Origin of the sequence: Amycolatopsis sp. NBC_01286, assembly GCF_035982555.1 — a bacterium.
GTDB lineage: Bacteria > Actinomycetota > Actinomycetes > Mycobacteriales > Pseudonocardiaceae > Amycolatopsis.
The window spans coordinates 6,116,054-6,130,163 of the sequence record NZ_CP108428.1; the positions used below are offsets into that span (position 1 = coordinate 6,116,054).

The window sequence follows — 14,110 nt, forward strand, 5'->3', positions numbered from 1 at the left end:
TTGGTGCGCATGGTGGACAAGGACGTGTGGCGGTGTGCGCGGGAGGAGATTCCGGCGCACCAGGCCGTACTGGTGGAACTGTCCGCCGACGGGTGCTCCGGCTGGGGCGAGGCATCGGTGTTCATGACGGCCGACTACAACTCCACCGCCGAAGTACTTCTTCGACGGATGAAGGATGTGCGGCCGCTGTTGCGCGACGCGGACCCGACGGCGCCGGCGCAGACCTGGGACCGGCTGCGGCCGATCCTGGCGGACTGTCCGTTCGCCCTGGGGGCGTTGGACATCGCCGGGCACGACCTGGCCGCCCGCCTGTCCGGTGCGCCGCTGTACGACCACCTGGGGTTGCCCGACCCGACGGGGAGATCCTCGAGCTACAGCATCGGTCTCGACACCGTCACGGCGATGGTCGACAAGCTCCGCCGCGTTCCGGGGTGGCGGCTGTACAAGGTGAAACTGGCACGGGCCGGCGACATCGACGTGTTGCGAGCACTGCGTGAGTACACCGATGCGCCGTTCTGGGTGGACGGCAATGCGTGCTGGCGGCCCGAGGAGCTGTTCGACGTCCTCGACCTCCTGCCGGAGCTGGGCGTGGTGGCGCTGGAACAACCCTTCGGCACGAACGAGGTCGCTGCCCACCGCCGGTTGCGGGCCGCTGGCGTCCTGCCCGTCTTCGCCGACGAGTCGGTGACCACCCCGGACCAGGTCGCGTCGGCCGTCGGGGTCTTCGACGGCGTGAACATCAAGGTCCTCAAAGCCGGTGGCATCACCCCGGCCCTGGAGATGGTGCGCCTCTGCCGGGAGTCGGGTCTCGGCAGCATGCTCGGCTGCCTGCCCGAGTCCTCGGCGGGCGCCAGTGCGGCCGCGCACCTGGCCGGGCTGACCGACCACGTGGACTTGGACACCATCGCGCTCTTGGCCACCGACACCGGTCATGGCGCGCTGCTGGACGACGCCGGCCGTATCCGCCTGGCATCCGGCCCGGGTACCGGATTTGTCCCGGACTGGGAATCCCCGGCCCACATCGAACCGGCAGGGAGCCTGCTTTGACCACGATCGACGCCCGCCGGTGGCACGATCCGGCCGAGATCACGCAGGTGGCCACCACTGCCCTCGCGGCGCACGGCGTCGCCGAGGCGCGCGAGGTGGCCGAGGTACTCGTCGAGACCTCGTTGCTGGGCGTGCACACCCATGGCGTCCGGCTGCTGGGCTCCTATTTGGACGAACTCCGGCGTTCGGTGGCCACCGCGACACCCGAAATCGTCATCGTCAAGGACACCGGACCGGTGGTGCAGGTCGACGCCGGCGACGCGCTCGGCGTCGTCGCCGCGCTGCACGGCGCCCGGCTCGCGGTGCAGCGGGCCAAGACGCACGGTATCGGGCTGATCGGCGTCCGTCGTTCCAACCACTTCGGCGCGGCCGGCTGCTACGCGCGCCGGATCGCCGCGCACGGCCTGGTCGGATTGGTGACCACTTCGGCGGCGGCGCGGGTCGCGCCGTTCAACGGCGTCGATCCGTTGCTGGGCACCAACCCGGTCGCCCTGGCCTACGGTGACCGGTTCTGCTTGGACATGGCGACCAGTCAGGTGTGCTTCGGCGAGATCAAGGAACGCGGCCGTGCGGACCGGGCGCTGGAACCGGGCTGGGCCGTGGACGTCGACGGCGTCGGCACCCTCGACGCCTCGCGGGCACGCGGACTCGCACCGCTGGGCGGCTACAAAGGCCAAGGGCTGGGGATGGCCGTCACCTTGCTGACCGCGGTGCTGGTCGGGGGTCCCTTGGACTTCGAAATGGCCCACGTCGGCACGGCGCGGCACGGCCGCGGTGTGGCCCACCTGCTCCTGGCGATCGACCCGGAGGTGCTCGGCGGTGCCGAAGCCGCCACGGCGGCGCTGGCCCGGTTGCTGGACGCCACGCAGGGCAGCCGCGCCGCCGATCCGGCGCGGCCCGTGCTCGTTCCCGGCGATCCGCAGCACCGGAACCGGGAGCGCCAGCTGGCGCAGGGCATCGAGCTCGACGCGGCGACCATCGCCTTGCTTGACACACTGGAACGGGACCCGCGATGATCCTCGTCCTGCTCAGCCCGCGTCAGCGCGGTCTTGATCTCACCGATGTCGCCGGCTGCGCCGTTGTGACGGGCGGGCCGGTGCCTTCCGGCGCGGGATCGGTCACGGTGGTCGGCGATTACACCACCGAGGCCGTGGTCGCGGCCGGACTGGAAGTCGCGCGTCGGAATCCGATCAGCCGGGTGGTGTCCTTCGCCGAGGCCGACGTGCTGGCCGCGGCGCGACTGCGTGACCTGCTCGACCTGCCCGGGCAACGAGGACCGAGTGCGGCGGCGTACCGGGACAAGGCGCTGATGCGCGAGCACCTGGCCGACGCCGGCCTGCCAGGGCCGCACTGGCAGCGCGTGGAGACCGCCGCGGAGGTCCGCGGCTTCGCCTCTCGATTCGCCCTTCCTCTCGTGGTGAAGCCGCGGTCGTCCTCCGGCAGTGTCGGGGTTCGGGTGCTGCACACCGAGTCCGATCTCGCCGGGTTGCCGGCGACACTGCCCGATCATCTGGCCGAGCAGTTCGTACCCGGCGACGTCGTTCACGTGGACGGCCTGGTGGTGGACGGGCGCAGGGTGTTCGCCCTCCCGGCCGCCTACACCGAACTGGGATGTCTGGCGCACTTGCAGGACAGTGGCAGCGGAAGCCATCTGCTGGCCGGCGACCACCCGTGGCGCGCCGCCCTGCGCGAGGAGCTGTGGCAGGTGGTCGACGCCTTGCCGTCGGCCGGAAGTCTCCTTCTGCACGCGGAGTTCTTCGTCGCCGAGGGCCGGCGACCGGTGCTCTGCGAGATCGCCTCGCGGTTGCCCGGCCACCCGATCCCGCCGATGCTCGACCGAGCCCTGAACTGCGATCTGCGCCGCACGTGGCTGCGGGTGGCCGCCGGGCTGCCCGTCGACGTGGACGCGATCAGCCGGGCGGCGCAAGCCGCGTTGCCGGTGGCGAACTACGGGCTGCCACCCCGGCGTGGCCGGCTGGTCGAGCTGCCGTCGGGCCCGCCCGAAGGCACCGAGGACTGGCTGCACGACCTGGATGTGCTCGCCCGCCCGGGGCAGTTCTGGGACGAGGCGGACTACGAGAGCCGCAAGTCCGGGGACTTCGTGCTCAGCTGGACGGTGACGGCGCCGGACGAACGGAAGCTGTGCGACCGCCTTCGGCTGTCGGCCGATCTCTTGCAGGCCAGGACAGTCTGGCGGGCCGAGCGGAGCGAGGCGGCGTGCGACCGGTGAAGTGGATCCTTGCCGAACCATCCGAAGTGGACAGTGAGACGTGGGTCGATCCGTTCGGCCGCACGCCGGTGTGGTCGTCGGCCGGGTTCCGCCGGGTGGCCGGGCAGCTGCCCCTGCACGAGGTGCTGAACCTGGTCGCCATCCGTGCCGGCCGCCCGGTGCTCTCGGCTCCGTTGCTGCGCTCGCCGGAGCCGGGCGGGCTGCGGTTCTACGACGTGCCGGCGATGATCGGTGACGAACGTGCCTTCGGTGATCACGATCGGCTGGCCGCCGATCTCGCCGATCGCTTCCGAGCGCTGGACCTGGAAGCCGCCCGGACGAAGGCCTACCCGAGCGTCGCACTGGGCACGTACGGCGCCCACCACGGGGTGGTGGTGGATCCGGCACTCGGTCCGGACGAGCGGATCGAGGTGTGCCGCGGGTTGCCCGGTGCGGTGGCCGACGCCGCGGCGGAGCTGGGGTGCGCCAGTCACGGCCTGCTGTACCTGACGGACGAGTTCCTCGACCGGCTCCGGCCGGCGCTCTCCCCGCAGCACCAGATCGCGGTGCTGGGCGCGGAAAGCGTGCTGGAGTGCGAAGGAACCGGCTGGGAGGACTACGTCGCCTCGCTGTCGTCCCGGCGACGCGGCCGGGTACTGAAGGAGCGCCGTGACTACCTCGCCGGCCCGGACCGCAGCCACATCGCCACCGGGCCGGACGCCATCGGGTCCGACCTGGTGGACCTGCGGTGCAATCTGCGCACCCGTTACGGCTTGCCCGCCGAGCGAGAGCGCACCGTCCTGGAGTTCGAGGCGCTGGCCCGGTGGTGCGGACCGGAGCTGGTGGTGATCAGGTCGCTGCGGCAGGACGAGCCGGTCGGCTTCGTGATCTGCCTGCGCCGCGACGAGACGCTCTACGCGAGAACGGCGGGCTTCGACTACGACCGGCTCGGGCCGAAGGACTTCTGCTACTTCAACGTCGTCTACTACGACGCTCTGGAATGGGGTCTTCCTCGCGGCGTACGGCGGTTCGAGCTGGGCTTGGCCGGCTATCCGGCCAAACGCACGCGGGGCTGCCACTTCGAGCGCCGGCACGGCGTGTTCCGGCTGCCGGACGACGAGTCGTTGCGCTCCGCGCTCGCGCTGCAGGACCGGGGCGAGCGGGCGCGGTTGACGCACGAGTGCGGAATTTGAGAGGGAGGCACCGATGAACGTGACCGACGGCCCGGTGTGGCTGGACGGCCGGCTCGTGGACAGCGGCGACGCCGTTGTGCACCTGATGAATCCCTCGACGCACTACGGGTGGGGGGCGTACGAAGGGATCAGGTTCTACCCCGGCCGTTCCGGGCCGCTGGTGTTCCGCCTGCGTGAGCACGTGAACCGGCTGTTCACGTCGGCGCAAGCCCTCGGCATGCGGATTCCGTTCACCGGCCGCGAGATCGTGGCCGCCTGCGCCGAGCTGGTCGAGCGTTCCGGACTGTCATCGGGCTACTTGCGGCCGCTGGTCTTCCTGCGACCGGGCGTCATGTCCGTCGCGGCCCAGCTGGACCAGGTTCAGGTGGCGATCGGCTGCTGGGAGTGGGCCGGGTACTTGCCGGAGGCCGGCGGCGGTATCCGGGTGCGCGTCAGCGGCTGGGTTCGCAGCGGCCCGGCCCAGCTGCCACCGAGCGTGAAGTCCACGGGGGGCTACCTGAACCCGTCGCTCGCCCGGCTCGAGGCGGTGCGCGGCGGCGACCACGAGGCGATTCTGCTCAACCAGGCCGGCCGGGTGGCCGAGGCGTCGGCGGCGAACGTGTTCGCGGTCGTCGACGGTACGCTCGTCACGCCGCCCGCCGAGGAGGGCATTCTGCCCGGCATCACGCGCGACGCGGTGCTGACGCTGGCGGACGACCTCGGCATACCCACCAGAGAGCGGCCGCTCGCCCGCATCGAGCTGCGCACCGCGGCGGAGGTGCTGCTGGCCGGTACGGCCATGGAAGTGGTCGCGGTGACGCGTCTGGACGGAATGCCGGTCGGCGACGAGCGGCCCGGGCCGGTGTTCGGTGCCCTGCGAAGCGCGTTCGACCGGGCGATCTCGGGTCGGCTGCCGGCCCACCGGGACTGGGTGACCGCTCCGGCCGATGTCCTCGAAGCCGCACCCGGTGCGCCGTGATCACCCGCCGGTTGTACGACAGCTACGCGCCGCGTACGCGCGCCGGACGGCTGCTGGCCTGCGCGGCCGCCGGGGACTCGACGGGCAGCGGGCTGTTCCTGGCGCTCGCGCCGGTCTTCGTCGTCACGTACCTGGGCGTCGACCCGGTGCGAATCGGTGTGGTGCTGGGTGCGGCGAACCTGCTCGGGCTGGCGTCCCCGGTGCTCGCCGGCGCCCTGGCCGACCGATTCGGCGCCGACCGCGTCTGGTCGGTGCTGCTGCTGGCGAGAGCGATCGGCTACAGCGGGTTCGTGTTCGTGTCGTCCTTTTCCGCCTACGCGGTGCTGACCTGCGCGGTGTGCGTGCTGGATCGGGCGGCCCCGGCGGTCCAGCAGGCGTTCGTGGTGCAGGTCGAGGCGGCCGACGAACGCACCAGATCGATGGCGGTCCTGCGGACCGTGCGCAATGCCGGGATGAGCCTCGGGCTGCTGGGCTCCGGGGTGCTGATCGCGATGGGCGCGGAGTGGTCGTTCCGGCTCGGGTTCGCGGTGAACGCCTTGTCGTACGTCGGTTTGCTCGTCGTGGTGCGGGTACTGGGGAGGGATCTCCCGCGGCCCGCGCCGTCAGCCGGGCCGAGGCAACGGTCCAAGGTGGACGGTCGATACGTGCTGATGTCCATCGGCAATGCCGTGCTCTCACTCCATGATTCGGTGCTGTTCACGCTGATCCCCCTCTGGCTGGTGACCAGGACGCAGGCGCCGCCCGCGCTGATCGGCCCGTTGCTGGCGTCGAACACGGTGCTGACGGTGCTGCTGCAAGTGCCGCTGTCGCGGTGGTGCGCGGGCCCGGCCGCGGCTCGCCGCACGGTGGTTCGTGCCCTCGCCCCGCTCGCCGGTTCGTGCCTGTTGTTCCTGGCCGCCGAGCCGGCGTGCCCGGCGGGCGCGATCGGGCTGGCCGTCGCCGCGGTCATGGTGCTGACCGTGGGGGAGAACATGCACTCCGCCGCGGCGTTCGAACTGTCCCATCGGCTGGCGCCCGACCGTGCCATGGGTGCCTACCTGGGTGTTTTCAACGTCGGCAACGCGGCGCAGTTGTCGTTCGGGCCGCCCTTCATGACGGCCGTGGTGCTACGCGGTCCGTTGGGGTGGGCGAGCTTGGCCGTGGCGTTCGCGGTAGGTGGCGTGCTGATGGTGGCCGGTGGCAGAAGCCGAGCCCTGGTGAAGAGGTAGGTGAGGACGTGGCGGATTCCGAACACGTACTGGTGGTCGGCGGCGGGCTGGAAATCCCCCGGCTGCTGCGGGAGCACCGGCCGGGCACGAGGACGTCCGTGCTGTGCCAGCTGCCCCTGTTGCCGAAGCTTCAGCAGCCCGGTGCGCACGAGCGGGTGCTGGCTCTGGGCGCGCGCTGTTCGGCCCGTGAGTGGGTCGAAGCGGCCCAGCTGGTCGACAAAGCCGATCCGATCACCAGAGTCGTGACGTTCGGGGAACGTGACCAGGACATGGCGGCCGCGGTCGGTGTCGCGCTCGGACTGCCCGGGCACGACCCGGCCACCGTGGCCGCCGTGCACAACAAGGACCGGATGCGCCGCACGCTGAGGTCGGCCGGTGTCGAATACGTCCTGGCCCGCGTCGTGAACAGCAGTGAGGAACTGCGGGGCTGGCTCGTGGACCACCCGGGTTCGTGGGTGGTGAAACCGCTCGACGGCTCCGGCAGTGCCGGTGTCGGCGTGATCACCGATCCGGACCGGTCGGCCGCGGCCTATCGGCGCTGTGTCGGTTCGACGCACACCGGCCGGAGTGGCTCCGCGAGCGTGCTCGTGGAGGAGTTCCTCCACGGGGTCCAGATCAGCGTCGAATCCTTCTCCGAGCACGGGGAGCACCTCGTGGTGGCGGTGACCCGGAAATTCTCGGATCCCGCCACCCTGGTGGAGCTCGGCCACGTGCTGCCGGCGGATCTGCCCGAGGCCGTGCTCGCCGCGGCCGCCGACCACACGCGCCGGGTTCTCACCGCGCTGGGGGTGCGGGACGGACCGTGTCACACGGAACTGGTGCTCACCGAGGTGGGCCCCCGCACCATCGAGACCCACCTGCGGCTCGCCGGCGATGAGATCCCTTACCTGGTGCGCGATGCGACCGGCGTGGACCTGGTCGACCTGGCGGTCCGGCACACCTTCGGCGAACCGGTGCTGCCGGACGCGCGCCGGCGGCTGAGCGAGCCCCACGGGCCGGTACAGGCCATCTGGTTCGGTACCGCCCCGTGCACCGGGACCCTGACGCGCGTGGACGGTCTCGACGAGGCTCGGGCGAACGGTTCGCACGTCCAGCTGGCCGTGGCGGTCGGCGACGAAGTACGTCGTCTCAGTGACTCGGCCTCCCGGCCGCTCTGGGCCCGGGCCGACGGCCCGGATGCCGAGGCTGCCGTGCGCAGGGCACGTGAGGCCGTCGCCCGTTGCGCGCTGGTGGTGTCCGTGTCCGCGGGTCTTGCCGACGACGTCGGGGCCGGCACCTGATTCGAGCCTTGCCGGTGGTAGCGCCCGGCCGAGAAGAACGGAGATGCGATGAAGCTCGTCTTGGCGGCCGTCGCGATGCTCGTGACAGGGCTGATTCCACCGGCATCGGTCGCGGTGGCGGTAGCACCCGCGACGCCGCGGGTGCTGTTCGACCACCCCTGTGAAGACCATCCGGACTACGAGTGCGGCACGATCTCGGTGCCGATGGACTACGACCGGCCGTCGGGCGCCCGGCTGACCGTCAAAGTGTCGAAACTGAAGGCGACGGGGCCGGCGGCCCAACGGCAGGGCGTCCTGGTCTACAACCCCGGCGGGCCCGGCAGCAGTGGCCTGTACCGGGCGGCGATCCTCCCGGACTCGGTGCGGCGGGTCTACGACTACATCGGCTTCGATCCGCGTGGTGTCGGCGGCAGCAGTCCGATCAGCTGCGTGGACGGGCCGGCGTTCTTCGCCCAGCCCGTTTCCGACCCCGACCCCGGCGGCCCGGCGGACAAAGCGCGTGCTGCCGCCCGTGCGCGGCAGTACGCGACCGGCTGCGCCCGGCGATCGGGGGCCGAGCTGCCGCACCTGACGACGACCGACACCGCCCGCGACATCGACGAGATCCGCAAAGCACTGGGAGAGCAGCGGATTTCCTACTACGGATCCTCCTACGGCACCTATCTCGGCCTGGTCTACGGGCAGCTGTTCCCCGGCCGGGTGCGCCGCATGGTCCTCGACAGCGTGGCCGACGCCGACCCGGACGACGTCTGGTACCGCGGCAACCTGGATCAGGACGTGGCGTTGCAGGCCAGAGCGGAGCAGTGGTTCGACTGGATCGCGCGCCACGACGACGTCTTCCACCTCGGCGTCACCCGGCAGGCGGTCGAGGTCGCGGGCGGGAAGGCCCGCGCCCGGCTCGCCCACGCGGCGATCGGCGTGCTCGGTCCGGGCGAGCTGGACGCCGTGATCCTCAACTCCGCCTACTTCGACACCAATTGGGTGAGCAACGCCCGCGCGCTGAGCGACTACGCGACCAGGTCCGATCCGGCCGCGCTGGTGGAGCTGGCCCGGCTGGCCGAGCCGACGTCCGCTGCGGCCGAGAACGCCACCGCGGCCTACACCGCGATCAGCTGCAACGAGGGCGTGTGGCCGCGGGACTGGACCCGCTGGGATCGCGACAGCACGGCTTACGCGGCCAAAGCGCCGCTCGAGACCTGGGCGAACACGTGGTCCGGCCTGCCCTGCGCGTACTGGCCCGTGCCGAACAGACAGCCCATGGCCATCGACGGCCGCGGGCTGCCACCCGTGTTGATGCTGCAGGCCACAATGGACGGTGCCACGCCGTTCGAAGGCGCCGTCCGTACGCACGACATGGTGCCGTCCTCCCGGATGATCATCGAGAGCGGCGGCGGCTCGCACGGCCTGTACAACCGTCCGCAGGTTCGCAACGCCTGCGTCGACGGCTACGCGACCGACTACCTGCTGACCGCGGCGATGCCCGCCGCGGACGTCGTGTGCCCAGCCCATCCAGAGCCCACGCCCTGACGGCCGACTTCAGTGAGATATGGACAACTCAGGTGAACAAGTCGAACGAAAGAACGAGACTGATCTCCCAGACACGCGCCGGCGAGGACGCCGATGGCTGGCACCGCGCGGTGCTCGATGATGTCGAGTCCCGCCTGGCCGATCCGGAGTTTCCGTGTGTGTTCTCCAGGAACGCCTTCAAAAAACGCTTGGTGAAATTCATCTTCGTCGAACACCGCGGGAGAAGGGAAATCCGGCGCTTGGGGGAGGGTCTGCGGGACTACGTGGAGCTGTCCCGGGCGTGGGACGGCAGGTTGGACACCGCGTACCCCTTGGTCGTGGCGTTCTCGCGCGAGGCCGTCGCCGCGCGGACCGTCGACGACTACCACACCTTCGGCTGGAAGATCCTTCAAGAACTGCACGAGATCGATCCCGCGCCCTGGCCGGACGACATCGGCCGAGATCCGCGTTCCGGTGCCTGGTCCATGTGCTTCGACGGAATGCCGCTCTTCTGCAACATGAGCAGTCCTGCGCACCGGGTCCGTCGAAGCCGCAATCTCGGCGGGCACTTCATCCTCGTCATCAACCCGCGAGAACGGTTCGACGTCTTCGCCGGTGACACGCCGAGCGGCCGCAAGGTCCGCTCGAACATCCGCGACCGAATCGGCCGTTACGACGGTATCCCGCATTCCTGGCAGCTGGGTTCCTATGGGGCCGGCGCACTCGAATGGTGTCAGTACGGTCTCGTGGAAGACAACATCGAGAGAGTGGACAAGTGCCCCTTCGAGTTTGGCGGAGGTGCTCGTCCGGCGGATGTGATCAAGAAATCAGAGGGGGATCTGTCCATGATCGAGATCATTGTGTCCCAGGGGCGGATAGGCGACCGTGCGCCGGGGATGCTGGAGGGCGCGGAGCGCACCGCGCACGCGCTGGAGCAGCGCTACGACGCCAAAGGGCAGTACGTCGGCCGGCCCGGCGCTCCGGTGGACGACGACTGGAGCGTCAGCCTGCCCGCCGCCGGGGAAACCCTCACCGCGCTGGGACAGGCGGTGTCGGCGAGCATCACGGCCGACCACCGCACGGTGATGGTCGCCAACACCTGCGCGGCCAGCCTCGCCAGCTTGCCCGTGGTGGCGCGAGAACACCCGGACTGCCTCGTGTTGTGGATCGACGCGCACGGGGACTTCAACACCCCGGAGACCACCGGGTCGGGTTACCTCGGCGGTATGGCGCTGTCGGGTGCGTGCGGCTTGTGGGACAGCGGGCACGGCGCCGGGCTCGACCCCCGTCAGGTCATCCTCATCGGAGCACGTGACATCGATGCGGCCGAGCGCGTGCTGCTGGACGAGGCCGGCGTCCGGATCATCCCGCCGGCGGAAGCCACCGCGCGACGGGTGGCGCAGGCCGTCAACGGATCACGGGTATGGGTGCACATCGACTGGGACGTGCTCGAACCGGGCTACGTCCCGGCCGACTACCAGGTGCCGGACGGGCTGCTGCCGAACCAGATCCGGGCGATACTCGAGTCCATCCCCGCGTCCGACGTCCTGGGTATCGAACTGGCCGAGTTCACCGCCACACCTGGCGAGGGCACCGACGGCGGTGCGGTCGACTCCATCATGGACATGGTCGCGCCCGTCTTCGAGACCGTTGCGGATCGATGAAACCGGGGCGGCGTCACGGCCGGGAGGCGAGTCGGGTGACAACGTCCCCCCTGTGGCAGTTCACCAAGATGCATGGTTGCGGCAACGACTTCGTCGTGCTTGATCTGCGGGACACGGCGTCGCCTTCGCCCGACCTCTGCCGGGCGTTGGCGGACCGCCACCGAGGCGTCGGGTGTGACCTGATCCTCGGGGTGAGACCACCACGCAGCGCGCAGGCGGTTGCGTCCTTCGAGATCTGGACCGCGGACGGCTCGCGCTCGATGCAGTGCGGCAACGGCGCGCGCTGTGTCGCCGCCTGGCTGCTTCGCGCCGGTCTGGCGCGAGGGCCCCGGTTCGCGCTCGACAGCCCGAGCGGCACGCACTCGGTGGAGGTACTGGGAGACAGTGCCTTCAGCATCGGCTTGGGCGTGCCGCGGTTCTCCCCCGAGCAGATCCCGCTGTTCGGTTTCGAGAGCCAGGAAGACCTCTACGAGACGGCGTTGGAAGACGGGACACTCGTCCGCTTCGCCGCCGTGTCCACCGGCAACCCGCACGTCGTGATCGAGGTCGACGACATCGACGCCGCGCCGGTGTCGCGGATCGGTCCGGCCGTGCGGGCCTCGTCGATCTTCCCGCCCACCGTCAACGTGGGTTTCACCCAGGTCGTGTCGCGTGACCGGATCAGGCTGCGCGTCCACGAGTACGGCGCGGGCGAGACCCTCGCCTGCGGCAGCGGGGCGTGCGCCGCGGCGGCTGTGCTGATGCGTCGGGGACGCGTCGACCGCAGCGTCACGGTCTCCGTGCCCGGCGGCGAACTCCAGATCAGCTGGCCGGACGACGGCGAGCGGATAGTCCTGGCCGGTCCGGCCACAACCGTCTACGAAGGAAAGTTTCGTCATGCCTCTTTACAACAGCATTCTTGACGTAGTCGGCCGCACGCCCATCGTACGGCTGAACCGGCTCGCGCCCGAGCACGTCACGGTGTACGTCAAGGTGGAGTCGTTCAACCCCGGTGGCTCGGTCAAGGACCGCCTGGCCCTCGCCGTGGTCCTCGACGCCGAGGCCAGAGGACAACTCAAGCCGGGCGACACGATCGTGGAGTGCACTTCCGGCAACGTCGGCATCGCGCTGGCGATGGTGGCTGCGGCGCGTGGCTACCGGTTCGTGGCGGTGATGGGGGACACCTATTCGGTGGAGCGACGCAAGCTCATCCGCGCCTACGGCGGCAAGGTCATCTTGTTCCCCGGCGACCTCGGCAGCCTGGGCGGCAACCGCATCGCGGACGAGCTGGCCGGGAAACACGGGTGGTTCCGGGCCCGCCAGTTCGAGAACCCCGCGAACCCCGCGTACCACCGGGAGACCACGGCCGCGGAGATCCTCGGTGACTTCGCCGGGAAGCGGCTGGACTACTTCGTCACCGGTTTCGGCACCAGCGGCACCGTCACCGGAGTCGGCCAGATGCTCAAGCTCGCTCGTCCCGAAGTGCGCATCGTGGTGCTCGAACCGGCCAAAGCGGCGCTGCTGGCCGGTCAGGCGTGGAACCTGCACCAGCTGCAGGGGTTGGCCCCGAACTTCGAACCCGGTGTCCTGGACCGCAGTGTGATCGACGAACTCGTGACCGTCGACGACGAGCGAGCCCGGGACACCGCGCGGCGCCTCGCCGCCGAAGAGGGGATCTTCGCGGGCATGTCCGCGGGCGCCACCGTCGCGACGGCGCTGAGTGTGGCGCAGAACGCGCCGGCGGGCTCGGTGCTGCTCGCGATGCTGCCGGACACCGGCGAACGCTATCTGTCCGGTTTCTGGTTCGAAGGGATATCCGAGGGTTCGGACGACGAATGGCTGGCCGCCCTCGATCGCTGATTCCCGACCAATCCGCCCTTGAGGTTCCACCGACCCGACCGGATCTGAGCTATGAGGGAATTCATTCCGCCCGCGACGCGCTTCGTCCGCGTGCCGGACGGCTTCAGGATGAAACGCGGTGGCGTGCTGCACGGCGCGCGTATCGCCTACGAGACCTTCGGGCGCCTCAACGCGGAACGGGACAACGCCGTGCTGATCCTCACGGGTCTCTCGCCCGACGCGCACGCCGCGTCCCAGCCGGATGATCCCGGCCCCGGCTGGTGGGAGGCGATGCTGGGGCCGGGCAAACCGATCGACACCGATCACTGGTACGTGATCTGCGTGAACTCGCTGGGCAGTTGCAAGGGCTCCACCGGGCCGTCCTCGCCCGACCCGGCCACGGGCGAGCCCTATCGGCTGGACTTCCCCGCACTGTCCATCGAGGACATCGCCGACGCCGCGGCTTTCACCGCGCGTGCGCTGGGTTTCGAGCGGCTGGCGTGCGTCATCGGTGCCTCGATGGGCGGGATGAGCGCACTGGCCCTGCTGGCACGTCACCCGGACCTGGCTCGCAGCCACGTCAACATCTCCGGAGCGGTGCACTCCCTGCCGTTCTCGATCGCGATCCGTTCCCTGCAACGCGAGGCGATCAGGTCCGATCCACAGTGGAACCGCGGTCGTTATGCGGCGGAGTGCTATCCCGAGCGCGGCATGATCACCGCCCGGAAGATCGGAATGACCACCTACCGATCGGCCCAGGAGTGGGACTGCCGCTTCGGCCGTGCGAAGCCGGACCCGGCCACCGGGGTGGATCACCACTCGTTCGGCCCGGAGTTCACCGTGGAGGTGTACCTGGAGCACCACGCGCGCCGGTTCGTGCACCGGTTCGATCCCAACAGCTACCTCTACCTCAGCCGCAGCATGGACTGGTTCGACCTCGGCGAGCCGTGCGGCGGCGACACCGCCGAGGCGCTGTCCCGGCTGCGCGTCGAGAAGGCTCTGGTGATGGGCGCGCAGACCGACATCCTGTTCCCGTTGCGGCAACAGCGGCAGATCGCCGACGGCCTGCGCGCCGGTGGGGCCGAGGTGGAGTTCCTGTCGCTGGAGTCCGACAAGGGGCACGACGCGTTCCTCGTGGACATCGACCGCGTCGGACCGCCCGTGGCGAAGTTCCTGTCCACCCTTTGACCACCGGTCCAGTTCCTGGGCCTTCGTGACATTTCCTTC

At 70.2% G+C, this 14,110-nt stretch carries 12 protein-coding genes; all 12 read left to right on the forward strand.

The genetic code is table 11. The features are described 5' to 3' along the window. Positions 1-9: 9 nt before the first annotated feature. From OG570_RS29190 to metX, 12 genes are read left to right on the forward strand one after another with little or no spacing between them, the layout of a single operon-like run. Complete coding sequence (locus tag OG570_RS29190; RefSeq protein ID WP_326960198.1) at positions 10-1,047, forward strand: enolase C-terminal domain-like protein; 1,038 nt, start codon at positions 10-12, stop codon at positions 1,045-1,047. Continuing rightward, positions 1,044-2,063 (forward strand): Ldh family oxidoreductase, encoded by a 1,020-nt coding sequence (locus OG570_RS29195; protein WP_326950814.1) that lies wholly within the window; start codon positions 1,044-1,046, stop codon positions 2,061-2,063. Before OG570_RS29190 ends, OG570_RS29195 begins: the two co-directional genes overlap by 4 nt. After that, complete coding sequence (locus OG570_RS29200) at positions 2,060-3,277, forward strand: ATP-grasp domain-containing protein (protein ID WP_326952348.1); 1,218 nt, start codon at positions 2,060-2,062, stop codon at positions 3,275-3,277. Before OG570_RS29195 ends, OG570_RS29200 begins: the two co-directional genes overlap by 4 nt. Positions 3,278-3,303: 26 nt before the next feature. Beyond that, entirely contained in the window at positions 3,304-4,449 is a 1,146-nt protein-coding gene (locus OG570_RS29205) for a GNAT family N-acetyltransferase (protein WP_326950812.1), read from the forward strand. A 13-nt stretch (positions 4,450-4,462) separates the two neighbouring features. After that, positions 4,463-5,407 carry a branched-chain amino acid transaminase gene (locus OG570_RS29210; protein WP_326952349.1) on the forward strand — a complete coding sequence of 315 codons (945 nt, stop codon included), beginning with the start codon at positions 4,463-4,465 and terminating at the stop codon, positions 5,405-5,407. Continuing rightward, positions 5,404-6,615 (forward strand): MFS transporter, encoded by a 1,212-nt coding sequence (locus OG570_RS29215; RefSeq protein ID WP_326952350.1) that lies wholly within the window; start codon positions 5,404-5,406, stop codon positions 6,613-6,615. The genes OG570_RS29210 and OG570_RS29215 overlap by 4 nt, the downstream gene beginning before the upstream one ends. Beyond that, positions 6,531-7,895, forward strand: coding sequence for an ATP-grasp domain-containing protein (locus tag OG570_RS29220; protein WP_326952351.1), 1,365 nt, complete (start codon positions 6,531-6,533; stop codon positions 7,893-7,895). The genes OG570_RS29215 and OG570_RS29220 overlap by 85 nt, the downstream gene beginning before the upstream one ends. 48 nt (positions 7,896-7,943) lie before the next feature. Further along, on the forward strand, positions 7,944-9,422 hold the full coding sequence (locus OG570_RS29225; RefSeq protein ID WP_326952352.1) for an alpha/beta hydrolase: 1,479 nt from the start codon (positions 7,944-7,946) through the stop codon (positions 9,420-9,422). Positions 9,423-9,454: 32 nt separating this feature from the next. Next, positions 9,455-11,065 carry a YqcI/YcgG family protein gene (locus tag OG570_RS29230; protein ID WP_326952353.1) on the forward strand — a complete coding sequence of 537 codons (1,611 nt, stop codon included), beginning with the start codon at positions 9,455-9,457 and terminating at the stop codon, positions 11,063-11,065. Positions 11,066-11,100: 35 nt separating this feature from the next. After that, positions 11,101-11,967: a diaminopimelate epimerase gene (dapF, locus tag OG570_RS29235; RefSeq protein WP_326950806.1), complete on the forward strand. Its 867-nt coding sequence runs from the start codon at positions 11,101-11,103 to the stop codon at positions 11,965-11,967. Beyond that, the gene (gene cysK, locus OG570_RS29240) at positions 11,942-12,904 is read left to right on the forward strand and encodes a cysteine synthase A (protein ID WP_326950805.1); all 963 of its coding nucleotides are present in this window, start codon (positions 11,942-11,944) and stop codon (positions 12,902-12,904) included. Before dapF ends, cysK begins: the two co-directional genes overlap by 26 nt. Positions 12,905-12,955: 51 nt before the next feature. Next, on the forward strand, positions 12,956-14,071 hold the full coding sequence (metX, locus tag OG570_RS29245) for a homoserine O-acetyltransferase MetX (RefSeq protein ID WP_326950804.1): 1,116 nt from the start codon (positions 12,956-12,958) through the stop codon (positions 14,069-14,071). Positions 14,072-14,110: the final 39 nt, after the last annotated feature.